Source organism: Streptomyces sp. NPDC050433, from assembly GCF_044458565.1.
Taxonomy (GTDB): Bacteria; Actinomycetota; Actinomycetes; order Streptomycetales; family Streptomycetaceae; genus Streptomyces.
Genome location: NZ_JBITIB010000009.1, coordinates 1 through 24,582 on the forward strand (window position 1 = coordinate 1; position 24,582 = coordinate 24,582).

At 70.8% G+C, this 24,582-nt stretch carries 21 protein-coding genes; 9 read left to right on the forward strand and 12 right to left on the reverse strand.

What is annotated here, in order from left to right:
• A partial coding sequence (locus tag ACIBLA_RS13070) for a homocysteine S-methyltransferase family protein (protein ID WP_399198568.1) occupies positions 1–947 on the reverse strand: 947 nt, incomplete at its 3' end.
• 225 nt (positions 948–1,172) lie between these two features.
• On the opposite strand from ACIBLA_RS13070, the gene ACIBLA_RS13075 reads away from it, so the two are divergent.
• The 5 genes from ACIBLA_RS13075 to ACIBLA_RS13095 all read left to right on the forward strand — a co-directional run bounded on the left by ACIBLA_RS13075 (position 1,173) and on the right by ACIBLA_RS13095 (position 7,028).
• A complete protein-coding gene (locus ACIBLA_RS13075) occupies positions 1,173–1,937 on the forward strand; it encodes an IclR family transcriptional regulator (RefSeq protein ID WP_399198569.1) in 765 nt (254 codons plus the stop codon).
• 227 nt (positions 1,938–2,164) lie between these two features.
• Positions 2,165–2,956: an MIP/aquaporin family protein gene (locus ACIBLA_RS13080; RefSeq protein WP_399198570.1), complete on the forward strand. Its 792-nt coding sequence runs from the start codon at positions 2,165–2,167 to the stop codon at positions 2,954–2,956.
• A gap of 45 nt (positions 2,957–3,001) precedes the next feature.
• Entirely contained in the window at positions 3,002–4,555 is a 1,554-nt protein-coding gene (gene glpK, locus ACIBLA_RS13085; RefSeq protein WP_363240973.1) for a glycerol kinase GlpK, read from the forward strand.
• 31 nt (positions 4,556–4,586) lie between these two features.
• A complete protein-coding gene (locus ACIBLA_RS13090; RefSeq protein WP_399198572.1) occupies positions 4,587–6,200 on the forward strand; it encodes an FAD-dependent oxidoreductase in 1,614 nt (537 codons plus the stop codon).
• Between the two features lie 156 nt (positions 6,201–6,356).
• A complete protein-coding gene (locus tag ACIBLA_RS13095; RefSeq protein WP_363240971.1) occupies positions 6,357–7,028 on the forward strand; it encodes a FadR/GntR family transcriptional regulator in 672 nt (223 codons plus the stop codon).
• A gap of 98 nt (positions 7,029–7,126) precedes the next feature.
• Here ACIBLA_RS13095 and ACIBLA_RS13100 read toward each other — a convergent pair whose 3' ends face one another.
• From ACIBLA_RS13100 to ACIBLA_RS13120, 5 genes are read right to left on the reverse strand one after another with little or no spacing between them, the layout of a single operon-like run.
• Positions 7,127–8,158: an ABC transporter permease gene (locus tag ACIBLA_RS13100; protein WP_363240970.1), complete on the reverse strand. Its 1,032-nt coding sequence runs from the start codon at positions 8,156–8,158 to the stop codon at positions 7,127–7,129.
• Positions 8,155–9,714, reverse strand: coding sequence for a sugar ABC transporter ATP-binding protein (locus ACIBLA_RS13105; RefSeq protein WP_399198574.1), 1,560 nt, complete (start codon positions 9,712–9,714; stop codon positions 8,155–8,157). Before ACIBLA_RS13105 ends, ACIBLA_RS13100 begins: the two co-directional genes overlap by 4 nt.
• Positions 9,715–9,716: 2 nt before the next feature.
• Complete coding sequence (locus tag ACIBLA_RS13110; protein WP_399198575.1) at positions 9,717–10,790, reverse strand: sugar ABC transporter substrate-binding protein; 1,074 nt, start codon at positions 10,788–10,790, stop codon at positions 9,717–9,719.
• A 41-nt stretch (positions 10,791–10,831) separates the two neighbouring features.
• Positions 10,832–11,620, reverse strand: a complete 789-nt coding sequence (locus ACIBLA_RS13115; protein ID WP_399198576.1) for an SDR family NAD(P)-dependent oxidoreductase — start codon at positions 11,618–11,620, stop codon at positions 10,832–10,834.
• Positions 11,617–12,936, reverse strand: a complete 1,320-nt coding sequence (locus tag ACIBLA_RS13120; RefSeq protein WP_363240966.1) for an enolase C-terminal domain-like protein — start codon at positions 12,934–12,936, stop codon at positions 11,617–11,619. Before ACIBLA_RS13120 ends, ACIBLA_RS13115 begins: the two co-directional genes overlap by 4 nt.
• A 254-nt stretch (positions 12,937–13,190) precedes the next feature.
• Between ACIBLA_RS13120 and ACIBLA_RS13125 the strand changes: the two genes are divergently transcribed.
• Entirely contained in the window at positions 13,191–14,261 is a 1,071-nt protein-coding gene (locus tag ACIBLA_RS13125; RefSeq protein WP_399198577.1) for a PAC2 family protein, read from the forward strand.
• An 80-nt stretch (positions 14,262–14,341) separates the two neighbouring features.
• Here ACIBLA_RS13125 and mshC read toward each other — a convergent pair whose 3' ends face one another.
• The 4 genes from mshC to ACIBLA_RS13145 all read right to left on the reverse strand — a co-directional run bounded on the left by mshC (position 14,342) and on the right by ACIBLA_RS13145 (position 17,905).
• On the reverse strand, positions 14,342–15,571 hold the full coding sequence (gene mshC, locus ACIBLA_RS13130) for a cysteine--1-D-myo-inosityl 2-amino-2-deoxy-alpha-D-glucopyranoside ligase (protein WP_363240964.1): 1,230 nt from the start codon (positions 15,569–15,571) through the stop codon (positions 14,342–14,344).
• 127 nt (positions 15,572–15,698) lie between these two features.
• Positions 15,699–16,532, reverse strand: a complete 834-nt coding sequence (locus ACIBLA_RS13135; RefSeq protein ID WP_399198578.1) for an SCO1664 family protein — start codon at positions 16,530–16,532, stop codon at positions 15,699–15,701.
• Positions 16,496–17,086 (reverse strand): DUF3090 domain-containing protein, encoded by a 591-nt coding sequence (locus tag ACIBLA_RS13140; RefSeq protein WP_363240961.1) that lies wholly within the window; start codon positions 17,084–17,086, stop codon positions 16,496–16,498. Before ACIBLA_RS13140 ends, ACIBLA_RS13135 begins: the two co-directional genes overlap by 37 nt.
• A gap of 105 nt (positions 17,087–17,191) precedes the next feature.
• Positions 17,192–17,905 (reverse strand): histidine phosphatase family protein, encoded by a 714-nt coding sequence (locus ACIBLA_RS13145; RefSeq protein WP_363240960.1) that lies wholly within the window; start codon positions 17,903–17,905, stop codon positions 17,192–17,194.
• A gap of 130 nt (positions 17,906–18,035) precedes the next feature.
• Here ACIBLA_RS13145 and ACIBLA_RS13150 point away from each other — a divergent pair, with 130 nt between their 5' ends.
• A complete protein-coding gene (locus tag ACIBLA_RS13150; protein WP_363240985.1) occupies positions 18,036–19,052 on the forward strand; it encodes a magnesium and cobalt transport protein CorA in 1,017 nt (338 codons plus the stop codon).
• A 33-nt stretch (positions 19,053–19,085) separates the two neighbouring features.
• Here ACIBLA_RS13150 and ACIBLA_RS13155 read toward each other — a convergent pair whose 3' ends face one another.
• Both ACIBLA_RS13155 and ACIBLA_RS13160 read right to left on the reverse strand, forming a co-directional pair.
• Complete coding sequence (locus ACIBLA_RS13155; protein ID WP_363240959.1) at positions 19,086–19,868, reverse strand: ferritin-like domain-containing protein; 783 nt, start codon at positions 19,866–19,868, stop codon at positions 19,086–19,088.
• Between the two features lie 240 nt (positions 19,869–20,108).
• Positions 20,109–21,161, reverse strand: coding sequence for an LLM class F420-dependent oxidoreductase (locus ACIBLA_RS13160; RefSeq protein WP_399198579.1), 1,053 nt, complete (start codon positions 21,159–21,161; stop codon positions 20,109–20,111).
• Between the two features lie 150 nt (positions 21,162–21,311).
• On the opposite strand from ACIBLA_RS13160, the gene ACIBLA_RS13165 reads away from it, so the two are divergent.
• Positions 21,312–22,295 (forward strand): aldo/keto reductase, encoded by a 984-nt coding sequence (locus tag ACIBLA_RS13165; RefSeq protein ID WP_363240957.1) that lies wholly within the window; start codon positions 21,312–21,314, stop codon positions 22,293–22,295.
• Positions 22,292–24,532: a helix-hairpin-helix domain-containing protein gene (locus ACIBLA_RS13170; RefSeq protein ID WP_399198580.1), complete on the forward strand. Its 2,241-nt coding sequence runs from the start codon at positions 22,292–22,294 to the stop codon at positions 24,530–24,532. The genes ACIBLA_RS13165 and ACIBLA_RS13170 overlap by 4 nt, the downstream gene beginning before the upstream one ends.
• The last annotated feature ends 50 nt before the right edge of the window (positions 24,533–24,582 follow it).

A 24,582-nucleotide genomic window follows, 5' to 3' on the forward strand; every position in this document is an offset into this window, starting at 1 on the left:
TCCACCACCCGACGCAGATGCTCCGGAGTCGTACCGCAACACCCCCCCACCAACGACAACCCGTACTCACGGACAAACTGCTCCTGCGCGTCCGCGAGCTCCCCCGCGGTCAGCGGATAGTGCGCCCCGTCCTTGCCCAGGACGGGCAGTCCGGCGTTCGGCATGCAGGAGAGGGGGATACGGGAGTGCTGGGCCAGATAGCGCAGATGCTCGCTCATCTCCGCCGGGCCCGTGGCGCAGTTCAGACCGATCATGTCGATGCCCAGCGGCTCCAGCGCCGTCAGCGCCGCACCGATCTCCGACCCCAGCAGCATCGTCCCCGTCGTCTCGACGGTCACCGAGCAGATCACCGGCAGCCGCGTCCCGGTGGCGTCCAGCGCCCGTCGGGCTCCGAGGATCGCGGCCTTCGTCTGGAGCAGGTCCTGCGTCGTCTCCACCATCAGCGCGTCCGCACCGCCGGCGATCATGCCCTCGGCGTTGCGCTGATAGGCGTCGCGCAGCGTCACGTAATCGACATGCCCCAGCGTGGGCAGCTTCGTGCCCGGTCCCATCGAGCCGAGCACCCACCGCTGCTGCCCCGTCGACACCGTGAACTCGTCGGCGACCTCACGCGCGATGCGCACACCGGCTTCGGAGAGTTCGAAGACCCGTTCGGGGATGTCGTACTCGGCGAGTGCCGCGAAGTTCGCGCCGAAGGTGTTGGTCTCCACACAGTCGACCCCGACCGCGAAGTACTCCTCATGCACCGAACGCACAATGTCCGGACGCGTCACATTCAGGATCTCGTTGCAGCCCTCCAGGTCCTGGAAGTCCGCCATCGTCGGATCCTGCGCCTGGAGCATCGTGCCCATCGCCCCGTCCGCCACCACCACACGGGTGGCCAGCGCCTCGCGAAGCGCTTCGATTCGGGTCCGGCTGTCGGCGGAAATGCTGGAGGACGGGGCCATGTGAATACTCCCGGAGATGCGACGGCTGTCGGCTTTGCCCCTTCCGGTGGAAGGGGCACCCGGCCAGGGTAGCGGTGCCCGGCGCCGCGCGGCGTTCCGTTCCACGGGGCGGACTCCTGTGGCCCCTCCGGCGGCGGGGAGGAATCCATTTGTCCGTAACGGCGGGTCGGCATGGGCCGATAATGTTCAGCATTGTCGAACGACTGCGTAACGGAGGTCCGGCCGATGGCGAAGAGTATCCAGTCGCTCCAGCGCGCGGCGGCGGTGCTGAGGCTCCTCGCGGGCGGCGAGCGCAGGCTCGGTCTGTCCGACATCTCCTCCTCGCTCGGGCTGGCCAAGGGCACGGCGCACGGCATCCTGCGCACCCTCCAGGAGGAGGGCTTCGTGGAGCAGGACGCCGCCTCCGGCCGCTATCAGCTGGGGGCTGAGCTTCTGCGGCTCGGCAACAGCTATCTGGACGTCCATGAGCTGCGGTCCCGCGCGCTGGTGTGGACGGACGACCTGGCGCGGTCCAGCGGCGAGAGCGTGCATGTGGGGGTGCTGCATCTGGAGGGCGTACTGATCGTGCACCACGTCTTCCGGCCCGACGACAGCCGGCAGGTCCTGGAGGTGGGTGCGATGCAGCCGCTGCACTCCACGGCCCTGGGGAAGGTGCTGGCGGCGTACGACCCGGTGGCCCGTGGTGAGGCGGTCAGAGGCACCCGCGAGCGGCTGACCGCGCGCACCGTCACCGATCTGGAGCAATTCGAGGCGATTCTCGAACTGACCAGGTCGCGGGGGTGGGCGACGGATGTGGAGGAGACCTGGGAGGGGGTGGCCGCGGTGGCGGCGCCGATCCATGACAGGCGCCGGATGCCGGTCGGGGCCATAGCTCTCACGGGTGCGGTGGAACGGCTGTGCGAGGACGGCGGGATTCGTTCGGAGCTGATCACGGCGGTGCGCGAATGTGCGCGTTCGGTGTCCAGGGATGTCGGCGCCGGGCGGTTTTGAGTCGCATGGCCGATGATCTGAGAAGAACAAGGTTCCGGCGACGGGACCCTTGACGACTCCTTCACCCCAGGATGACACTGCCGTTCAGCGGTCGGCATTGTCGAACATTGATCGACGGGTCAACATGTGTGCACGACAAGGCCAGAGGCCGGCAACGCCCTCACCTGAGGGCTCGGACCATCGGTGCGAGCCGCTGGTCCGCCTTCCCCTGGACGAAGGAGTCTTGGGTGTCACACTTCGACATCTTCATAGGCGAGACCGTAGGTACCGCTCTCCTGATCCTGCTCGGCGGCGGCGTGGTCGCGGGCGTCGTGCTCAAGCGCTCGAAATCGCACGACGCGGGCTGGGTCGCCATCAGCTTCGGGTGGGGATTCGCCGTCCTCACCGGCGCGTATCTCGCTTCTGGCGTCTCGGGCGCCCATCTGAACCCGGCGGTCACCCTCGGTCTGGCGATATCCGGCGGGACGGAATGGGGCGACGTACCGCTCTACATAGCCGGCGAGATGCTCGGCGCCATGATCGGCGCCTTCCTGGTCTGGGTGACGTACATGGGCCAGTTCAAGGCCCATCTGACCGACCCGGAGATTCTCGCCGCGCAGCCGATGACCGAGGGGATGGTCGACCAGAAGACCGCGCCCCAGGCCGGTCCGGTGCTCGGCGTCTTCTCGACGGGGCCGGAGATCCGGCACACCGCGCAGAACGTGCTCACCGAGATCATCGCCACCTTCGTCCTGGTGATCGCGATCCTCACGCAGGGACTGAACGACGAGGGCAACGGCCTCGGTGTCCTGGGTGTGCTGATCACCTCGCTGGTCGTGGTGGGCATCGGTCTCTCGCTCGGCGGGCCCACGGGCTACGCGATCAATCCGGCCCGCGACCTCGGCCCCCGTATCGTCCACGCGCTCCTGCCGCTGCCCAACAAGGGCGGCTCCGACTGGACGTACGCCTGGATCCCGGTCGTCGCTCCGCTCATCGGCGGCGCCGCCGCGGCCGGTCTCTACAACTGGGCCTTCAAGTAGGCCCCCGCCTTTCCCCCGCCCTCCGCACGAGCAGGAGTTGACACCGTGAGTGACGCACAGAGCACCGGGACTTCCTCCCACGGAACGGGACCGTTCATCGCGGCCATCGACCAGGGCACGACGTCCAGCCGCTGCATCGTCTTCGACGTCGACGGGCGCATCGTCGCCGTCGACCAGAAGGAGCACCAGCAGATCTTCCCGAAGCCGGGCTGGGTCGAGCACGACGCCAAGGAGATCTGGACCAACGTCCAGGAAGTCGTGGCGAACGCCATCGACAAGGCCGGCATCACCAAGGCCGACGTCCTGGCGATCGGGATCACCAACCAGCGCGAGACCACCATGCTCTGGGACAAGAAGACCGGTGAGCCCGTCCACAACGCCATCGTCTGGCAGGACACCCGCACCAGCTCGCTCGTGAAGGAGCTGGGCCGCAACGTGGGCCAGGACCGGTTCCGCCGGGACACCGGACTGCCGCTGGCGACCTACTTCGCCGGACCCAAGGCCCGCTGGCTGCTGGACAACGTCGAGGGTCTGCGCGAGCGCGCCGAGAACGGCGAGATCCTCTTCGGCACCATGGACACCTGGGTGATCTGGAATCTGACCGGCGGCGTCGACGGCGGCGTCCACGTCACCGACGTCACCAACGCCTCCCGCACGATGCTGATGCGGCTCGACACGCTGGAGTGGGACCCGAAGATCTGCAACTCCATCGGTGTCCCGATGGCGATGCTCCCGAAGATCCGCTCCTCCTCCGAGGTGTACGGAACGGCCAAGGGCGGCCCGCTGAACGGGATTCCGGTCGCCTCGGCTCTCGGTGACCAGCAGGCGGCCCTGTTCGGCCAGTGCTGCTTCGCCGAGGGTGAGGCCAAGTCGACGTACGGCACTGGCACGTTCATGCTGATGAACACCGCCCACAAGCCGGTCAACTCCTACAACGGGCTGCTGACGACGGTCGGTTACCGCATCGGGGACGAGCCGGCCGTGTACGCGCTGGAGGGCGCCATCGCGGTCACCGGCGCGCTGGTGCAGTGGATGCGCGACCAGCTGGGCCTGATCAACTCCGCGCCCGAGATCGAGACGCTGGCCTCCTCCGTGGAGGACAACGGCGGCGCGTACTTCGTCCCGGCCTTCTCCGGGCTCTTCGCACCCCACTGGGACTCGGCCGCCCGCGGTGTGATCGCCGGTCTCACCAGCTATGTCACCAAGGCGCACATCGCCCGCGCGGTGCTGGAGGCCACGGCCTGGCAGACCCGTGAGATCAGCGACGCGATGACCAAGGACTCCAAGGTGGAGCTGACGTCCCTCAAGGTCGACGGCGGTATGACCGCCAACAACCTGCTGATGCAGACGCTGTCCAACGTCCTCGACGCACCCGTCGTACGCCCGATGGTCGCCGAGACGACCTGTCTGGGCGCCGCGTACGCCGCAGGGCTCGCGGTCGGCTTCTGGCCGGACACCGAAGCGCTGCGGGCCAACTGGCGCCGGGCCGCGGAGTGGACGCCGGACATGGACCCGGCGGAGCGCGACCGCGAGTACAAGAAGTGGCTCAAGGCCGTGGAGCGCACCAAGGCCTGGGTGGACGAAGACGACGAGACCTGACCGGGCCTGTTCGTCCGAAGGAGGAAAGACCATGACCACCCTTCACAGCGGTCCCGCCCTGGGGACACATCCGGCCGGCGGCTCTCTCCCGAGCCGTGCGGAGACTCGGGAGCAGTTGTCCCGTGCCACCTACGACCTGCTGGTCATCGGTGGCGGCATCCTGGGCATCTCCACCGCCTGGCACGCCTCCCAGTCGGGACTGCGGGTGGCCCTGGTGGACGGTGGCGACTTCGCGGGCGCCACCTCCTCCGCCTCCTCCAAGCTGCTCCACGGCGGTCTGCGCTACTTGCAGACCGGTGAGGTGAGGCTGGTCGCGGAGAACCACAACGAGCGCCGCGCGGTCTCCCGCCGGGTGGCGCCGCATCTGGCGAACCCGCTGACCTTCTATCTGCCCGTCTACAAGAACGGACCGCACAGCGCGGCCAAGCTGGGCGCCGGTGTCTTCGCGTACTCGGCGCTGTCCGCCTTCGGCGACGGCGTCGGGCATCTGCTGAGCCCGGCGAAGGCGCGGCGCGCGGTGCCCGAGCTGCGGACGGACAATCTGCGGGCCGTGGCCGTGTACGGCGACGACCAGATGAACGACGCGCGGATGGCCGTCATGACGGTCCGCGCCGCCGTCGAGTCGGGCGCGGCCGTCCTCAACCACGCCGAGGTGACGGGACTCCGGTTCACCGGCGGGCGGGTGACGGGCGCCGACCTCAGGGACGGTATCGACGGTGCGGAGTTCGGGGTCGACGCCCGGCTCGTACTGAACGCCACCGGCCCCTGGGTCGATCATCTGCGGAGGATGGAGGACCCGAGGTCCGAGCCCTCCATCCGGCTCTCCAAGGGCGCGCACCTCGTCCTCAAGCGCACCGCCCCGTGGAACGCGGCGCTCGCGACGCCGATCGACAAGTACCGCATCACCTTCGCCCTCCCCTGGGAGGACATGCTGCTGCTGGGCACCACGGACGAGGTGTACGAGGGTGATCCCGCGGAGGTGGCGGTCACCGACGCGGACATCCACCAGATCCTGGACGAGGCGTCGCTGTCGGTACGGGACCAGCAGCTGTCGCGTGACCTGATCACGTACTCGTTCGCGGGTCTGCGGGTGCTGCCCGGCGGTCCCGGTGACACGTCCACCGCCAAGCGCGAGACGGTCGTGACCGAGGGCAGCGGCGGGATGCTGTCGGTGGCGGGCGGCAAGTGGACGACCTTCCGGCATATCGGCCGTACGGTGCTGGACAAGCTGGAGACGCTGCCGGGCCGTCCGCTCGGCTCGGACATCGAGCCCACGTCGCGGCTGCCGAAGATGCTGCCGCTGCCCGGTATCGCCAATCCGCAGGCGGTGACGCACCGGCTGCTGATCGACGGCGGTGCGCACGGCGACGGCATGGCGCGCGACACCGCACACCATCTCGCCCGGCACTACGGGTCGTTGGCGTTCGACATCGCGCGCCTGGCGTACGAACGGCCCGAGCTGGGTGAGCGTATCCACCCGGACGCGCCGGAGATCTGGGCGCAGGTCGTGTACGCCCGCGACCACGAGTGGGCGGAGACGGCGGACGACGTGCTGCGGCGCCGTACGACGCTGACGATCCGGGGGCTCGCCACGGACGCGATCCGGGCGCGGGTCGAGGACCTGCTCAGCCAGAACCACGGCTGACGTTTCACGCGTCGAAACGAGTTCCGAAACAGCGCCGGGGTCGCGGACAGCGTCCCCGGCGCCGGCGTTCCCGGAGAACTCCGGGGGAACGGGGCGCCGAGCGCGCGCGGGGACGCATAATGGAGGCCGATACATCGGATGTATGGAGGTCGCCCCATGGCTGTCACCGACGAGGCCATCGAGAAGATCAAGGGAATGATCGTCTCGGGCGCGCTGCGCCCGGGGGACCGCCTTCCCAAGGAGAGCGAGCTCGCCGCCGAGCTGGGCCTGTCGCGCAACTCGCTGCGCGAGGCGGTACGCGCCCTGTCGCTGATCCGCATTCTCGACGTACGGCAGGGTGACGGCACGTACGTCACCAGCCTCGATCCTCAACTGCTGCTCGAAGCCCTGAGTTTCGTGGTCGACTTCCACCGCGACGACACGGTGCTGGAGTTCCTGGCGGTACGGCGGATCCTGGAGCCGGCCGCGACGGCGATGGCCGCCTCCCGGATCAAGGACGCCGAACTGGACGTGCTGAGCGAGCAGTTGGACGCGCTCGGGGCGGACCCCTCGGTGGAGGAGCTGGTCGCGTCCGACCTGGAGTTCCACCGCGGCATCGTGCAGGCCTCGGGCAACTCGGTCCTCTGCTCGCTGCTTGACGGGCTGTCAGGGCCGACCACGCGGGCCCGGGTGTGGCGCGGGCTGACCCAGGAGGACGCGGTCAGCCGGACCCTGCACGAGCACCGCGCGATCCTGGCCGCGCTGCGGGACCGGGACGCGGAGGCGGCCAGGTCGTGGGCGACGGTGCATGTCGCCAGTGTGGAGCAGTGGCTGCGTTCGACGCTCTGACCGAGGGGGCGGGGGACGGAGGCGTGCTCATCGGTACGGACACACGGCCCGCCGGGAGAAGGTTCCGTCCCCGGCAGGCCGTGTCCGCCCGTGGTCCGTCAGTCCTGCTTCTCGCCGCTGGCGAACCGGGAGATGACCAGCGCGACGATGATGATCGCGCCGTTCAGGAACTGGTTCCAGAGCGCGGGCACCCCTCCCAGCGTCATCACGTTCACCACCAGTTGCAGTGTCAGCACACCGGTCAGCGCGCCGAACAGCGTGCCGCGCCCGCCCTTGAGACTGATGCCGCCGATCACGGCGGCGGCGAAGACCTGAAAGATCCAGCCGTTGCCCTGGGTGGCGGCGACGGAGCCGTAGTGGCCGGTGTAGAGGATGCCGGCGAAGGCCGCGAGAACACCGCCGATGGCGAGCACGATCCAGGTGATCCGGTCCACCCGGACACCGGCGGCGCGCGCCGCCTCCGGGTTGCCGCCGATGGCGTACAGCGCGCGCCCGTGCCGCAGCCAGGCGAGCGACGCGCCGCCGACGGCGAAGAGCGCCAGACAGATCCAGACGGCGGCGGGCGCCCCCAGCCAGTCGGTCTTGCCGAGGTAGCGGAAGGACTCGGGGACATCGGTGATCGACTTGCCCTCGGTGATGCCGATCTGGAGGCCGCGCAGCATCGTGAGCATGCCGAGGGTCGCGATGAATCCGTTGACCCGCAGCTTCAGGATCAGGAAGCCGTTGATCACCCCGACGATCAGGCCGACCAGCAGACAGGCAGGGATGGCCGACCAGACGGGCAGTATGCCGAGCCCGGCGAACCGGCCGCCCTCGGACGGCAGCACCATCCACATGGCGATGACCGGCGCGATGCCGATGGTCGACTCCAGCGACAGGTCCATCCGGCCGCAGATCAGGATCAGTGCCTGGCCGAGCACCAGCAGGCTCAGCTCGGACGACTGCTGGACGACGCTGATCAGGTTGTTGGAGGTGAGGAAGACCGGCGAGACGATGAAGCCGATCACCATCAGCACCAGGATCACCGGCACGAGCGAGAAGTCGCTCCACCTGATGAGCTTCAGCCGGCTCAGCGGGTGGTCGTCGTCACGCTCCTTGTCCAGCACCGGCGGTCGTATCGTCTCGGTCATCGGCTCTCCCCCACACCTTCCATGGCGGCGACCAGTTCCCGGTCGGTCCACCCGCTCCCGAACGTTGCCACCACTCGCCCGTGGAACAGGGCCAGTACGCGGTCGCAGACCCGTAGATCATCCAGCTCGTCCGAGATGATCACGGCCGCGTTTCCTTCGTCGGCCACCCGGCGCACGACGCCGAGCAGCGAGTCCTTCGACTTGACGTCGACGCCCGCCGTGGGGCGCAGGGCCACCAGCACACTGGGTGCGCGGGCCAGCGCCCTGGCGACGACGACTTTCTGCTGGTTGCCGCCCGACAGACCCGAGACGGGCTGCTCGGGGCCGGTGGTCTTGATGTCCAGCGAGGCGATCATGGACCGGGCGAACTCCCGTGTACGGGAGGGCAGTACGGTCCCCCACGGGCCGAGCTGGTCGGCGACCGTGAGTGTGGCGTTCTCGGCGACGCTGCGGTTCAGTACGAGCCCCTGGAGGTGCCGGTCCTCGGGGATGTAACCGATCCCGGCGTCCAGCGAGTGCGGCACGCTGCCCGGCTTCACCGTCCGGTCGCGTACCGCGATCCGGCCCGCCGTGGCCTTGCGCATACCGGCCAGGGTCTCGCCGAGCGCGGTGTTGCCGCTGGCTGCCGCCCCGGCGACGCCGAGGACCTCGCCGGGGCGCACTTCGAGGTCGAGGGGTTCGAACTCGCCCTCCAGGGCGAGCCCTTCGGTGGTGAGTATGGGCTCGACCGCCCGGTCCGGCGCCACCGCGTGCGCGGCGTGCCAGGCCGCCGTCGAGCTCGCCGCGTCGCCCGTCATGGCCGTCACCAGGTCCGCCTTGGCCAGGTCGGCGACCGGCGCGGTCAGGACATGGCGGGCGTCGCGGTAGACGGTGACGGTGGTGCACAGCTCGTACACCTCCTGGAGGTGGTGCGAGATGAAGAGGAACGCCACCCCCTGGCTCTGGAGGTCGCGGAGCTTCTCGAAGAGGCTGTCGATGCCGCGGGCGTCGAGCTGGGCCGTGGGCTCGTCCAGGATGATGAGCCGGGCGCCGAACGACAGGGCGCGTGCGATCTCCACGAACTGCCGCTGCTCGACGGCGAGATCCTTGGCGCGTGCGTTCGGGTCGACGCTGACGCCGTACTCGGCGAGCAGTTCCTCGGCGCGGGTCCGGAGCCGGCGCCAGCTGATGAACCGGCCGCCGGCTCCGGAACGGCCTTTGTCCAGGCCGTAGTTGTTGAGGAACAGGTTCTCGGCGACGGTCAGGTCGGGCACGACCATCGACTTCTGGTAGACGCAGGCGACCTTGGACTGCCAGGCCGAGATGTCGCCGAAGGCGGGCGCCGGTTCGCCTCCGAAGCTGACCTCGCCCGCGTCGGCCTCGTGGAGTCCGGTGAGAACGTGTACGAGGGTGGACTTGCCGGCGCCGTTGCGCCCGACGAGTGCGTGGGACTCGCCGGGCGCGACGGTCAGCCGGACACCGTCGAGCGCCACGGTGGGACCGAAGCGCTTGACGATGCCCGCCGCGTGGACGGCGGGCGCCGGCACGCCGACCGCAGGTGCCTGGTCGTGAGGCATGGCTAGCTCTTCTTCTCCAGCTGGTTGGCCCACAGCGCCTTGTCGTCCACGTTCTCCTTGGTCACCAGGGGCGCGGGAAGCTGGTCCTCGTAACCGTTGGGAATCTTGATGATGTTGGAGTCGTGGTCGGTCGGACCCTCCTTCGGGGTCTTCCCGGCCAGCGCCTCCTTCGCGTAGTACAGCGCGTACTTGGCGTACAGATCGGCCGGCTGCGAGATCGTGGCGTCGATCTTGCCCGCCCGGATGGCGTCCAGCTCCTCCGGGATGCCGTCGTTGGAGATGATCGTGATGTGGCCCTTCTCCCCCGGCGGCTTGAGGAGCTTCTTCTGCTCCAGCAGGGCGAGCGTGGGCTGGAGGAACACACCGCCCGCCTGCATGTAGATGCCGTTCAGGTCCGGATGCGCGGCGAGTGTGGACTGGAGCTTGGCGGACGCCACTTCGCCCTTCCACTCGGTGGCCAGCTCGAACACCTGGATGTCCGGGTACTTCTCGTCCATGCAGCTCTTGAACGCCTCCGAGCGGTCACGGCCGTTGATGGAGGAGAGGTCACCCTGGAACTCGGCGACCTTGCCCTTGCCGCCCAGTTGTTCGCCGAGGTATTCGCAGGCCTTCTGGCCGTACGCGCGGTTGTCGGCCCGTACGACCATGTAGACGTCGCCCTTGTCGGGGCGGGTGTCGACGCTGACGACGGGGATCTTCTTCTCGTTGAGGGTGGCCAGCGTCTCGGCGATCGCTCCGGTGTCCTGCGGGGCCATGACCACGGCCTTGGCGCCCTGGTCGGTGAAGGCCTGGACGTTGGAGACGAGTTTGCCGATGTCGTTCTGCGAGTTGGTCAGCGACAGCGCGTCGACCTTCTCGTCCTTGACGCCGGACTCGATGTACTGCTGGTAGGAGTTCCAGAAGTCGCTGTCACTGCGCGGCAGGTCGATGCCGACCTTGCCGCCGCCTTCGGCGTCCCCGCTCCCCGAGTCACGGTTGCAGCCCGCGAGGGCCGTGACGGCGAGCAGCGCGGCGCAGGCCGCGGCGCTCGTGCGCGGTGCGGTGCGTGGGGATCGCCCCACAGGGTGTCGCAGCATGGTGTGTCCGTCCTTGGGTGTGTGTCGGCTCAGGCTCAAACTCAGGGCGTGGCGGGGCGCAGGCGCAGGCCCTGCATTCCGCCGTCGACCGCGAGTGCCGTGCCCGTGACGGCAGCCGCGGCGGGGCTGGCGAGGTAGGCGACCGCCGCGGCGACCTCGTCGGCGCCGACCAGCCGTCCCGAGGGCTGGCGCGCTTCGAGGGCGGCGCGTTCGGCCGCCGGGTCGGGTGCCTCGTCGAGCAGGCGGCCGACCCAGGGGGTGTCCGCGGTGCCGGGGTTGACGCAGTTGACGCGGATGCCTTCGCGTACGTGGTCGGCGGCCATCGCGAGGGTGAGTGAGAGCACCGCGCCCTTGCTGGCGCTGTACAGGGCGCGTTGCGGCAGTCCGGCCGTGGCGGCGATGGAGCAGGTGTGGGTGATGGAGACGGCGCCGGGCCGGTCGGTGGAGGCGCGGCGCAGATGGGGCAGGGCGTGGCGGGCGGTACGGACCATGCCGAGGACGTTGATGTCGAGGACCCGCAGCCATTCGGCGTCGTCGTTGTCGGTGACGGTGCCGATGGCGCCGATCCCGGCGTTGGAGACGACGGTGTGGAGGGCGCCGAACTCGGCCGCCGCCGCGTCGACCGCCGTGCGGACGGCGGCGTCGTCACTCACGTCGGCCTTGAGCGCCAGGGTGCCCGCGGGGGCCGAGGTGATGTCGCGGTCGAGTACGGCGACGCGCGCGCCGCGCGCGAGCAGCAGGGTCGCGACGGCCGCGCCGATGCCGGAGGCGCCGCCGGTGACGAGGGCGCCCAGGCCCGCGAAGTCCCCTGTGTCCTGAGCCGCGGTCATGAGTGGGCCTCCTCGGTGGTGCGGCGGGCCTGCCAGACGGGCCCTTCGGGATAGCGGTGGGCGGCGATCGACTCCGGGCGCATCCGCGCGGAGAAGCCGGGTGCGCTGGGCGCGACGTAGCGGCCGGAGTCGATCAACGCCGGGTCGGTGAAGTGCTCGTGGAGGTGGTCGACGTACTCGATCACGCGGTCCTCCCAGGTGCCCGAGACGGCAACGTAGTCGAACATCGCGAGATGTTGGACCAGTTCGCACAGGCCGACTCCGCCCGCGTGCGGGCAGACCGGTTTGCCGTACTTGGCGGCGAGGAGCAGGATCGCCAGGTTCTCGTTGACGCCGGCGACGCGTGCCGCGTCGATCTGGACGAAGTCGACGGCCTCGGCCTGGAGCAGTTGCTTGAACACGACGCGGTTGGCGACGTGTTCGCCGGTGGCGACCTTGACCGGCTGGCCGGCCCGGACGGCGGCGTGGCCGAGGATGTCGTCGGGGCTGGTGGGCTCCTCGATCCAGTGCGGCTCGTGCGGGGCGAGCGCGGTCATCCAGCGGATCGCGTCGGGCACGTCCCAGCGCTGGTTGGCGTCGACGGCGATCCGGATGCCGGGGCCGACCGCCGCGCGGGCCAGTTTCATCCGCCGTACGTCGTCCTCCAGATCGCCGCCGACCTTGAGCTTGATCTGCTCGAAGCCGTCGGCGACGGCCTGTTCGGCGAGGTGGACGAGTTTGGTGTCGGAGTAGCCGAGCCAGCCGGGCGAGGTGGTGTACGCGGGGTAGCCCTCGGCGCGCAGCCGGGCGGTGCGTTCGGCGCGGCCGGGCTCGGCGGCGCGCAGGATGTCCAGCGCCTCGGCCGGGGTGAGGGCGTCGGTGAGATGGCGGAAGTCGACGAGGGAGACCAGTTCCTCGGGTGTCATGCCGGCCAGGAACTCCCAGACGGGCAGGCCCGCGGCCTTGGCCGCGAGGTCCCAGGCCGCGTTGATGACGGCGCCCGCGGCCATGTGCATGACGCCCTTCTCCGGGCCGAGCCAGCGCAGTTGGGAGTCGTGGGTGAGCGCGATGTGGAGCTCGGCGAGATCGGCGGCGGTACGTGGCGCGGGGTGCCCGACGACGTACGGGCGCAGGGCCTCGATGGCGGCCGCGAGTACGTCGTTGCCCCGGCCGATGGTGAAGCAGAAGCCGTGCCCCTCGGCGCCGTCGTCGGTGCGCAGCACCACGTAGGCGGCGGAGTAGTCGGGGTCGGGGTTCATGGCGTCCGAGCCGTCGAGCTGTTCCGAGGTGGGGAAGCGGATGTCGTGTACCCCGAACTCTGTGACGGTCTGACTCACTGCACGCCCCCTGAGAAGAACATCGGACCTCTTCGGTCATCCGATGTATAGCGCCGTTGACGGGTAAACGTCCAGGGGTGGAACGAAAATTACGGTCACAGCTCGGATGAATTTCGCTTCTTCTTGGATCGGCACCCCAGCCCTGCCCAGCGACGCGGAAGTTCACCCACGCGTGCGCAGGGGCTGCGGGCGGAGAGCTGAGAAGTCGTAAGGTTGGTCCGTACGTTCAGAGAACACTTCGGAAGGAGGCCTGGGTGATCGAGCTCGAGGGGGTACCCGAGCTGATCGACCCGGTCATGGTGGCCGCGTTCGAGGGCTGGAACGACGCCGGCGACGCCGCTTCCACGGCGGTCGGACATCTGGACAGGGAGTGGAAGGGCGAGGTGTTCGCGGCGCTGGACGCCGAGGACTACTACGACTTCCAGGTCAACCGGCCCACGGTCTGGCTGGACGGCGGCGTACGGAAGATCGTCTGGCCCACGACCCGGCTCTCCGTGGTGCGGGTCGGCGGGGAGAAACCCCGTGACCTGGTCCTGGTCCGCGGCATCGAACCGTCCATGCGCTGGCGCTCCTTCTGCAACGAGATCCTGGGCTTCGCCCATGAACTGGGCGTGGAGATGGTGGTGATCCTGGGCGCGCTGCTCGGCGACACCCCGCACACCCGTCCGGTCCCGGTGAGCGGCGTGACCTCGGACGCGGACCTGGCACGGACGATGGACCTGGAGGAGACGCGGTACGAGGGGCCGACCGGCATCGTCGGCATCCTCCAGGAGGCGTGCACGCACGCGGGGGTGCCCGCGGTGAGCCTGTGGGCCGCCGTACCGCACTACGTCTCGCAGCCGCCCAACCCGAAGGCGACGCTGGCCCTGCTGAACCGGCTGGAGGATCTGATCGGGCTGCGGATCCCGCTGGGCGAACTGGCCGAGGACGCGCGGGCATGGCAGCTCGGGGTGGACCAACTGGCCGCCGAGGACAGCGAGGTGGCGGAGTACGTCCAGTCGCTGGAGGAGGCGCGGGACACCGCGGAGCTGCCGGAGGCGTCGGGCGAGGCCATCGCGCGGGAGTTCGAGCGGTATCTGCGCCGGCGGGACGGCGGTCCCGGTCAGTCGCCCGGCGGGCACGCCACGGAGAGCGGCGAGGGGCCGGGGACGTATCTGCGCGACACGTCGGGTCCGGGCTCGGGGCCGGGGCGCGGCAGACCGCCTCGGGCCCCGCGACCGGGGCCGGACCGGGAGCCGGGGACCGGGTCACCGCCGAGCGCGGGGCCGGACCGGGAGCCGGGTCCGGACAGCACCGGGGACGACGAGGATTCCTCGGACGACTGAACGCGGGGCGCAGCCCTGAAGGCTGCCGCGAAATGCCGGACGGGCCGCGTGTGCGGCCCGTCCGGCATTTCAGAGGTCAACTAGAGCGCGACGCCCAGCAGTGCGTCGACCGTCCGGGACACCACCCCGGGTGCCCCCTCGTCCGTACCGCCCGCGGTCTCCTGAAGGGCGGCCCAGCGGTCCACGGCGGCCAGCGCCGCCGGGGCGTCCAGATCGTTCGACAGGGCCTCGCGGACCTCCTCCACCAGTGCCTCGGCGGAAGGACCGTCGGGCCGGGACACGGCGGCCCGCCAGCGCTCCAGCCGCGCCACCGCGGTTTCGAGCACCTGGTCGGTCCACTCCCAGTCGGCGCGGTAGTGGTGGGCGAGCAGCGAGAGCCGGATCGCGGCCGGGTCGACGCCCGCGCGGCGCAGGGTCGAGACGAAGACCAGATTGCCCTTGGACTTGGACATCTTCGCGCCGTCGAGTGCGACCATCCCGGCGTGCACGTACGCCTTGGCGAACGGGTACTCGCCAGTGAGCGCCTGCGCGTGCGAGGCGCCCATCTCGTGGTGCGGGAAGGCCAGATCGCTGCCGCCGCCCTGCACGTCGAAGCCCATGCCCAGACAGTCGAGGGCAATGGCCACACACTCGATGTGCCAGCCGGGCCGGCCGAGGCCGAGGCTGCCGCCGTCCCAGCTCGGCTCGCCCTCACGGGCGGCCAGCCAGAGCATCGGGTCGAGCGGATTCTTCTTGCCGGGTCGCTCGGGGTCGCCACCGCGCTCGGCGGAGAGCAGCCGCATCGCCTCGGCGTCGAGCCCGGAGACCTCACCGAAGTGCGGATCGGCCTCGACGGAGAAGTAGACGTCGCCCTCCAGGACGTAGGCGGCGCCGATCTCGCACAGCCGCTCCACGAGCGGCACGATGCCCGGTATCGCCTCGACCGCGCCGATGTAGTGCTGGGGCGGCAGCATCCGCAGCGCCGTCATGTCCTCCCGGAAGAGGGCGGTCTCACGCTCGGCGAGCCCGGTCCAGTCCTCGCCGTCGCGGGTCGCGCGCTCCAGGAGCGGGTCGTCGATGTCGGTGACGTTCTGGACGTACTGGATCTGCCGCTTGGTGTCGAGCCAGACGCGCTGCACGAGATCGAACGCGTTGTAGGTCGCCGCGTGCCCGATGTGCGTCGCGTCGTACGGCGTGATGCCGCAGACATAGATACGGGCGACGGGACCGGGGGCGACGGTGACGGGACCACCGGTCGCTGTGTCGTGAATCCGGAGGTCGCGGCCCTTGCCAGGCAGGGCGGGGACGTCGGAAGCGGGCCAGGCATGCATGTCACGAGCGTAGCCGGACGTGGCATCCGGATACGAACCGGACCAGGACTGTTGACCGATTCGGCGCTCTTGCGGGATCGGCGCGTCGATGCATGGTGGCCGCGGACGTGTTCCACGGCCGTACGCCTCAGACCGGCGGCCAGGGGATCGCGGGCCACTGCCCGGACGGCTTCGGATGGGATCCCGTACGGCGCAGTTCCTGGACACGGGACCGTACGGCGTCGGTCTCGGCAGGTGTGATCAGTTCGGCCAACCGGGTGGTGAGCGGGGTGCCTTCGGCCAGCTCGCCGGCCAGCCGGTCCAGGACGGTCACGGCCTCGGCGGGCAGCGGCTCCCCCGCCCAGCCCCACAGCAGGGTGCGGAGTTTGTCGTCCACGTTGAAGGTGACGCCGTGGTCGATCGCGTACAGCCGCCCCCCGGACCCGGGCAGCAGATGGCCGCCCTTGCGGTCACCGTTGTTGATGACCGCGTCGAGGACGGCCAGCCGCCGCAGCCGTGGGTCGTCGGCGTGCACGAGCAGCGCGGTGCGGCCCTCGCCGACGTCGGCGAAGCCGATCGCCTTCCAGCCGTCGGCCGGCTCCTCCTCCTCGACCAGGGCGAGGAGTTGGGGCGCCGTGTCGCTCTCGTCGGCCTCGATCCACAGCTGGCACATGCCTTCGCCGTACGGACCGTCGCGCAGCACGGTGGGCGGCACCAGACCCCAGCCGGTCACCTCGGAGATCTCGTACGCGGCCACCTCGCGCTGGGCGAGGGTGCCGTCGGGGAAGTCCCACAGGGGCTGCTCCCCGGCGACGGGCTTGTAGACGCAGGAGGCCTCCTCGCCCTCGTACGAAACGGTGCAGTACAGAACGGCGTTGGAGGCCTCGCGGATCCGGCCGCGCACGGTCAGCTCGCCCTTGGTGATCAGATCGACCGCTGTCACGCTCATGCGTCGCGGCGGTATCCGTTCTGGCGCGGGCATACGTGTCCCTCCGGGTCGAGCGGCAGACTGCACAGCGGGCACGGCGGGCGGCCTGCGTTGACCACGTCCAGGGCTCGTTTGGCGAAGGCCCTCGCCTGGGCGCCGGAGAGCCGGACGCGGAGCATCGGCGGGCCGTTCTCCTCGTCCTGGAGCAGCCGTTCCTCGGCGTCGGCGAGGTCTTCGTCGGTGTCCGCGTCGAGTTCGACCAGGGCCTGGGCCTCGACGATCATGCGCTGTTCGTCGCCGTCCCAGGCCAGGGCCATGGTGCCGACGCGGAACTCCTCCTCGACGGGCGCGTCGAGCGGTGCGGAGTCGGCGACGTCGGTCGGTGCCACGGCGGGCACCGGTGCGTTGCCGCCGGTACGGCGCACGACCTCGTCCAGCAGCTCATCGATCCGCTCGGCGAGCGCGGCGACCTGGGTCTTCTCCAGGGCCACGCTGGTGACGCGGCCCGAGGCGGATGCCTGGAGGAAGAACGTACGGCGGCCAGGCAGCCCGACCGTACCGGCCACGAAACGGTCCGGCGGGTCGTAGAGGAACACCTGACGGGACACGTCCTGTCTCCCTTGGGAATTGACGGAATGGGGCGGGCCGGCGCGCCCGGAGAGCGAACCTCCGGGGTGGCACGGACGGCCCGTCCACCCTACTGCGCGCGGCGATCACGGCGCGCCGGTGCCGGTACCGCCGCCCACGACGGCTTGCCCGTCGTTGTCGTCCTTCGTTCCGCTCGCGCCGTGTCCACGCGGTGCCAGGGAACCGAGGTCGCCGGTTTCCCCCAGCCGCATCAGGAACGGGCGCAGCCGGGTGTATCTGATGACGGTGACCGAGCAGGGGTCGGCGTGGATCCGCTGGAAGAGGTCGAGATGCATGCCGAGCGCGTCGGCGACCAGGGACTTGATGATGTCGCCGTGCGAGCACATCAGGAAGACGGCGTCCTCGCCGTGCTCGGCCTCGACGCGGGTGTTCCAGTCGCGTACGGCGTCCACGGCGCGCGCCTGCATGGCGCGCATCGACTCGCCACCGGGGAACACGGCGGCCGAGGGATGCTGCTGCACGACTGACATCAGGGGCTCGTCGGCGAGTTCGGCGAGCTTGCGCCCGGACCAGTCGCCGTAGTCGCACTCGCTGATCCGGTCCTCGTGGTGCGTCTCGATGCCGGGGCGGGCTTCGACGAGCGGCCGGACGGTCTCCAGGCAGCGCTGGAGCGGGCTGCTGACGACGGCGGCCAGCGGGAGGCCCGTCAGGCGTGCAGGCAGGGCGGCGGCCTGAGCGACGCCCTGTTCGTCGAGCGCGACGCCGGGGGTCCGGCCGGCGAGGACGCCCGAGGTGTTGGCGGTGGAGCGCCCGTGCCGTACGAGGATCAGGGTGGCCATGACGGCCAGCCTAAACGGTGTGCCGCAGGGGGCGGCGGCCACCCGGACGGCGGCGGGCGGGCGGCCGGAGGGCGCTGGGCGGGTGCGGCAGAGGTGCGTCGAGGCGCCTGTGCCGGGAAGACCAGGAAGAATGGACGGGGTGATCGTCGACCGTGCCATCTACCGCGACGGGCGCCGTACCGACGGGCCCGCCGATCTCTCCGACGCCCTCGCCGAGGCGCGGGCGCACGGGGACGCCTTCCTCTGGGTCGGGTTGCATGAGCCGACGGAGCAGGAGTTCGCCCTCGTCAGCAGCGAGTTCAGCATGCATCCGCTGGCCGTCGAGGACTCGCTCAAGGCACATCAGCGGCCCAAGCTGGAGGTCTACGACGACTCCCTGTTCATGGTGCTCAAGCCGCTGGTGTACGACTCCGAGCACGACACCGTCTCCAGCGGGGAGCTGATGATCTTCGTCGGCGACTCGTTCGTGGTGACGGTGCGGCATGGCGAGGGCGCGCCCCTGCACGCCGTACGCATGCGTCTGGAGTCGGAGCCGCAGGTGCTCAAGCACGGCCCCACGGCGGTGCTCTATGCCGTGAGTGACGCGGTGGTCGACCACTACGTCGATGTCGGCGCCGAGTTGCAGGGCGACCTGGAGGAGCTGGAGACGCAGGTCTTCTCGCCGACCGAGGGCGGCGCGGGCAGGAACCGCGAGGCGGGCGACCAGCCGGCGGCGGAGCGCATCTACACCTTCAAGCGGCAGGTGCTGGAGTTCCGCCGGGCGGCCGGGCCGCTGGCGGAGCCCATCTCACGGCTCGCGCGCGACGGGGTGCCGTTCGTCCATGAGCGGTCGAGGCCGTTCTTCCGGGACGTGGACGACCATCTGACGCGTGTCAACGAGCAGGTGGAAGGGCTCGACCGGCTGCTCTCGGACATCCTGTCCGCCCATCTCGCGCAGATGGGTGTGCGGCAGAACGACGACATGCGCAAGATCTCGGCCTGGGCGGCGATGGCCGCGGTACCGACGCTGCTCGCGGGGATCTGGGGCATGAACTTCCAGCACATGCCCGAGCTGGGCCAGGTGTGGGGGTATCCGGGCGCGCTGCTCCTGATGGTGGGCGCCGTGACGTTCCTGCACCGGCTGTTCAAGCGCAACGGCTGGCTCTGAGGGCGGTACGGTCCGGGGGCCGCCGAGGGTCGCTCAGAAGGCGGCCGCGGTCGCCGGACCGCCGAGCGCGTCGCGGCGCTCCGGCATGGTGAGGCTGACCATCCGCCGCCAGGCGCCCGCCCGCTCCATCGCGTACAGACCCTGGATCCCGGCCCTCAGCAGCGCCGCCTTGGGGCGGGACCAGCCGAGGATACGGCCCATGTGGTCCATCACGGACAGGCTCACGTCCCGGTAGATCTGGATCTCGGTCCGCGCGCTCTCCTGGAGCACCCGGTGGATGGTGCGGCCGTGGCCCAGCCGGGCGAGACGCAGCAACTCCTCGTGGCAGTACGCCAGATGGTTCACCTCGTCGGCGCTGATGATCCTGACGGCGTTGCCGACGACCGGGTGGTCGCCGAAGTGCCGCAGCAGCATGTCCATCTGGTCGGCGGCGCGTTGTTCGGTCACCCGGCTGTGCGAGAGGTAGACGACGATGTCCTGCTCGGTCAGCGGGGTGTTCCGGCGCAGCTTCTCGTGCGGAAGGCCGATGCCGCGCTGTTCCAGCAGCATCGTGTAGTCGGTGGCGGGCGGGACGTCGACCGGGTCCAGGCCGCGCCTCTTCAGGAGGGCGTGGAAGATCCGGCCGTGTTTGTCCTCGTCGGCGCCGTGCCGGGTGATCTTGGGTGCGAGATCCCGCATCCCTTCGGGCACCAACGCGGCGATACGGCCGTTCTCCCAGCCGCCCTGGGCCTCGCCGCTGGCAGCGATGGAGCAGAAGAGCCGGAAGGTTTCGTCGTTGTCGAGGATTTCCTCGAACAGGCCTCGGGCCGAGAGCATTCGGATGCCACCTCCATGCCGGTGTCCGCCGCAGACACCCGCACAAGGGAGTCAAATGCGACATGAGGGAACAGGCAACAGCTGACGGTCCCGACTCGGCCGATGGGAGGAACCGCGGGCGCACGTCCGTACGTATGCGGGCGGGCGTAACCGGGTGGGAGCGGGGGCGTTGTCCTTCGTGACGGCCGTGGCGGGGAAGACCCCCCGAGCCCCCACCACGGCCGCGGACTTCTGGGCCGCTCAGGTGACGAGACCGGCCAGTTCCAGGGCCTCGGTGCCCGCGCGCAGGGCCGCGAGCCGTTCGTTCAGAGTGAAGCCCGCCGGGGACAGCGTCAGCGTCGTGACACCGGCCGCCGCGTAGGACTTCATCCGGTCGGCGATCCGCTCCACGGAGCCCAGCAGCGTGGTCGAGTCGATCAGCTGGTGCGGTACGGCCGCCCCGGCCCCCTCCTTGTCGCCGGCCAGGTACTTGTCCTGGATCTCCGCCGCCGCGCGCTCGTACCCCATGCGCTGGGCCAGCTGGTTGTAGAAGTTCTGCTTGCGGCTGCCCATTCCGCCCACGTAGAGGGCGGTGTACGGGCGGAACATGTCCGCCAGCGCGTCGATGTCGTCGCCCAGCGCGATCGGCAGTGTGGGGCAGACGTCGAATCCGTCCATGGTCAGCCCGGCCTTCTCCCTGCCCGCGCGCAGGTGCTTGAGGGCGGTCTCCTCAAGATGTTCGGCCGAGGGGAAGATCAGCAGGGCGCCGTCGGCGATCTCACCGGTCTGTTCCAGGTTCTTGGGGCCGATCGCGGCGATGTAGAGGGGGATGTGCTCGCGCTGGGGGTGGACGGTGAGCTTGAGCGGCTTTCCGGGGCCGCCGGGCAGCGGCAGGGTCCAGTGCTCGCCTTCGTAGGAAAGCCGCTCGCGGGACATCGCGCGGCGGACGATCTCGACGTACTCGCGGGTGCGGGCCAGCGGCTTGTCGAACTTGACGCCGTACCAGCCCTCCGAGACCTGCGGTCCGGAGACTCCGAGGCCGAGTCGGAACCGGCCGCCGGAGAGGGAGTCCAGGGTGGCGGCCGTCATCGCGGTCATGGCGGGCTGACGGGCCGGGATCTGGAGGATCGCCGAGCCGATGTCGATGCTCTCCGTCTGGGCGGCGACCCAGCTCAGCACGGTGGGAACGTCGGACCCGTACGCCTCGGCGGCCCAGCAGACGTCGTAGCCGAGCCGGTCGGCCTCCTGGGCGACGGCGAGGTTGTCGCTGTCCATGCCGGCGCCCCAGTAGCCGAGATTGATGCCGAGCCGCATAACCACTCCCTTACTGATCAGTAACGTCCCTGTGCCGGGACTCTAGCGCGTGGTGCGGGCATCCGTCAGGGGCGGCATCGGGGGTCCGCCGGGGGCGGGTTGTCCACAGGCTCGACTGGAGTGCGGCCCCGGACAGTAATCTCAGCGGTCATGGAGCAGAGGCATCTCGGCCGTACCGGCCTGCGAGTGTCCCGGATCGGACTCGGCACGCTGACCTGGGGGCGGGACACCGACGAGCACGACGCCGCCGACCAGTTGAAGGCTTTCTGGGCGGCGGGCGGCACTCTTGTCGACACCGCCGACGTGTACGGGGGCGGGGAGGCGGAGTATCTGCTCGGGCAGCTCGTGGACAGACTTGTGCCGCGCCGGGATCTGGTGATCGCCACCAAGGCGGGCAGCGTGCCGGATCCGTACCGACGCTTCGACGGCTCGCGCGGTCATCTGCTCTCCGCCCTGGACGCCTCGCTGGAGCGGCTGGGCACGGACCATGTGGACCTCTGGCAGATCCACGCGTTCGACACCGGGACGCCGTTGGAGGAGACGCTTCAGGCGCTCGACATAGCCGTGAGCAGTGGCCGGGCCCGATACGCGGGGGTGTCGAACTTCTCGGGCTGGCAGCTCGCCAAGGCGGCGACCTGGCAGCTGGCCTCGCCCGGCGTACGGACCCGGCTGGCCAGCACGCAGATGGAGTACTCCCTGCTCCAACGGGGCGTGGAGCGTGAGGTGTTGCCGGCCGCCATCGATCTGGGGGTCGGGCTGCTGCCCTCGTCGCCGCTCGGCCGGGGGGTGCTGACGGGCAAGTACCGGCACTCCACGCCCGCCGACTCCCGTGGTGCGTCGGAACAGTTGGCGCCGTTCGTGGAGCCGTATCTCGACGAGCCCGCGAGCCGTGTCGTCGACGCGGTGGTGACGGCGGCGGACGGGCTGGCGACGACGGCGCTGGAGGTGGCGCTGGCGTGGGTGAGGGACCGGCCGGGCGTGGTCGCCCCGATCGTCGGGGCGCGCAACGCGCAGCAGCTCACGGCCGCGTTGTCAGTGGAGAGCCTTAGGCTTCCCGACGAGATCTGCCAGGCGCTCGACGATGTGTCGGCGCCCGTGCACCGCTATCCCGATCAGGACTGGAGCACGCTGTGACTGTGCCTACCCGGGGGACGACCCCCGGATCCCCCGCCGAGGACCGCGACACCGCAGTCGCGGAGGAGGCCGAGTCGCCTTCCGCGACGGACGGGGACGGTGCAGCGGTGAACGGCTCTGCGGACGACGCGGGGCCCGCCGGGGGTGAGGCCGCGTCCAGCAGGGACGGGAACGCGCTCGGGGACGGCGAAGCCGCGGACGTCTCATCGGACGGGGCCGCACCCGCCGAGGGCAAGGAAGCGGCTCAACCGTCCGAAGCCGAGGCCGAGATCGCCGCGCAGCGTGAGCTGCGGGAGCGGATCGCGCGGCGGAAGGCCGAGAAGGAGGGGCCCATCCCGGCGGGCGCCAAGCTGAGCGGGCAGGCGGCGGATCTGCTCGCCACCGTACGGGCCATGGAGAGCGGTCAGGCGGCCCCGGCCCGTGCGGCGGCACCCGCTGCCGCTCCCCCCGCGCCCGTGCCGGTCCAGAACCGGCCCCAGGCTCCCGAGGCCACGCGCGGCGCCCCCGCGGCGCCCGCGACCGCGCCGGAGGCCGTGGCGGCCGTCGGGGCGGTGCTCGCCGAGGGCGGCGCCCCGAGGGCGCTGGCCCCGCAGGTCACGGCCACGCTCGGGGAGCAGGCCGGTGACGCCCTGCGCGGGGATCCGTGGCTGCTGCTGTCCGTCCCCGGTGTCCGGCCCGAGCAGGCCGACGGTTTCGCCCGCGCGCTGCTCGGTGACGGCTGCGGTCCCGGTGACGAGCGGCGGGCCGCAGCCCTCGTCGGCTGGCTGCTGGAGGGCGCAGCCGCGCGGGGCCACACGGCGCTCACGTTCCCGGCAGTGCGGGCCGCTCTGTCGGAGCGGTCCGTGCCCGATCCGGACGAGGCGCTGCGGCAGGTCATCGCGGAGGGCGCCGTGCTGGTCTTCCAGGACGGCGTCGAGGAGGCCGACGGGGACACCGAGAACGAGGCAGGCGAGGCGGACGGGGCGGGTGCCGCCGACGGTCCGGCCGTGCCCGTCCTGCTCGGTCTCGACCGGTACGCCCTCGCCGAGGAGAGCCTGGCCGACGGTCTGGCGCGGCTGGTGAAGACCGCGCAGCAGGCGTCGTGGGACGAGGCGGCGGCGCAGGCTCCGTCGCCCTCGGCGGGTGAGCTGATCCGCGCGGTCGCCGGACACGGTCTGGTGGTCCACACCGGAGGCGAGGCCGCGCGCGCCGAGCCGGTCGCACTCGCCGAGGCCGTGCGCACGCTCGGCCTGCGGCCGGTCGTAGCCGCGCACAGCGAGAACGGCAAGCGGCGGCTGGGGGCGGGCGCCGTGACCGTCGCGGGGCTGCTGTCCGGCGCGGAAGGGCCGGGGCGGGACGCGGACGGCGCGCTGGCCCTCGATCTCCTCGTCGTCCTGGACGCGCCCCAACTGGACGTGGAGACGGCGGCGGTGCTGGTGGAGTCGCTGCCCGACGGCGCGCGGCTGGTCCTCGGCGGTGACCCCGGAGTGCTGTGGTCGGCGGGCGCCGGCCGGGTCTTCGCGGATCTGCTGGCGGCCCGCGTGTGCCCGCAGATCGCCTCGCGCACGCCCGACCCCGGCCCCCTCGGCGAGCTGGTGTCGGGTATCGGTATCGGTGAGCTGAACCAGGTGGAGGCGCCCGGCAAGGAGGTCGTGATCGTGCCCGTGCGCGACGCGGGCGAGGCCGTGCACCGCACGGTGCAGCTCGTCGCCGACTCGGTGCCGCGCGCCTTCGGCGTGCCGTCCGGGCAGACCCAGGTGATCACGGTGGGGCACGGCGGCGCGGCGGGGACCCGCGCCCTGAACGCGGCGCTGAAGGAGCGGCTGAATCCCGGCCCCGGCCGGTTCGGCGGTTTCGACCCGGACGACCGGGTCGCGTATGTGCCCGCACCGGGCCGGACACTGACGGGCTCGGTGGTGTCGGCGGACGCGGAGGGGCTCCGGCTGGACTGCGACGGGGTGCCCGTCGTGGTGCCCAGGGAGCTGGTCGAGTCGGTCGTACGGCACGGCTGGGCGCTCACCGCGCACCAGGCGGCGGGCATGCGGTGGCCGGCCGCCGTCGTGGTCCTGCCCGGCGACGCGGCGCGGGGGTTGAACCGGCCCTGGGTCTACACGGCCTTCGGCCGGGGCGAGCGCCATCTGTCCGTGGTCCACGGCGTCGACCAGGCGCTCGCACAGGCGGTGGCGGGAGTCCCGGCCACCGAGCGGACGACACGGCTCCGTACGCTCCTTGAGGGCCTGCTGACGCCCTCGGTATGACCCGGACGGCCGACGGCCCGCCTGCGGATTTCGCGGGCGGGCCGTCGGCG

What these genes read in the sequence shown, in the direction of transcription:
- ACIBLA_RS13075 (WP_399198569.1), top strand. Translation starts at nt 1,173, where the DNA reads ATGGCGAAGAGTATCCAGTCGCTCCAGCGCGCGGCGGCGGTGCTGAGG.
- mshC (WP_363240964.1), bottom strand. Translation starts at nt 15,571, where the DNA reads ATGCATGCCTGGCCCGCTTCCGACGTCCCCGCCCTGCCTGGCAAGGGC.
- ACIBLA_RS13090 (WP_399198572.1), top strand. Translation starts at nt 4,587, where the DNA reads ATGACCACCCTTCACAGCGGTCCCGCCCTGGGGACACATCCGGCCGGC.
- ACIBLA_RS13115 (WP_399198576.1), bottom strand. Translation starts at nt 11,620, where the DNA reads ATGACCGCGGCTCAGGACACAGGGGACTTCGCGGGCCTGGGCGCCCTC.
- ACIBLA_RS13105 (WP_399198574.1), bottom strand. Translation starts at nt 9,714, where the DNA reads ATGCCTCACGACCAGGCACCTGCGGTCGGCGTGCCGGCGCCCGCCGTC.
- ACIBLA_RS13110 (WP_399198575.1), bottom strand. Translation starts at nt 10,790, where the DNA reads ATGCTGCGACACCCTGTGGGGCGATCCCCACGCACCGCACCGCGCACG.
- ACIBLA_RS13155 (WP_363240959.1), bottom strand. Translation starts at nt 19,868, where the DNA reads ATGCTCTCGGCCCGAGGCCTGTTCGAGGAAATCCTCGACAACGACGAA.
- ACIBLA_RS13160 (WP_399198579.1), bottom strand. Translation starts at nt 21,161, where the DNA reads ATGCGGCTCGGCATCAATCTCGGCTACTGGGGCGCCGGCATGGACAGC.
- ACIBLA_RS13145 (WP_363240960.1), bottom strand. Translation starts at nt 17,905, where the DNA reads ATGGCCACCCTGATCCTCGTACGGCACGGGCGCTCCACCGCCAACACC.
- ACIBLA_RS13095 (WP_363240971.1), top strand. Translation starts at nt 6,357, where the DNA reads ATGGCTGTCACCGACGAGGCCATCGAGAAGATCAAGGGAATGATCGTC.
- ACIBLA_RS13165 (WP_363240957.1), top strand. Translation starts at nt 21,312, where the DNA reads ATGGAGCAGAGGCATCTCGGCCGTACCGGCCTGCGAGTGTCCCGGATC.
- ACIBLA_RS13100 (WP_363240970.1), bottom strand. Translation starts at nt 8,158, where the DNA reads ATGACCGAGACGATACGACCGCCGGTGCTGGACAAGGAGCGTGACGAC.
- ACIBLA_RS13150 (WP_363240985.1), top strand. Translation starts at nt 18,036, where the DNA reads ATGGACGGGGTGATCGTCGACCGTGCCATCTACCGCGACGGGCGCCGT.
- ACIBLA_RS13135 (WP_399198578.1), bottom strand. Translation starts at nt 16,532, where the DNA reads ATGCCCGCGCCAGAACGGATACCGCCGCGACGCATGAGCGTGACAGCG.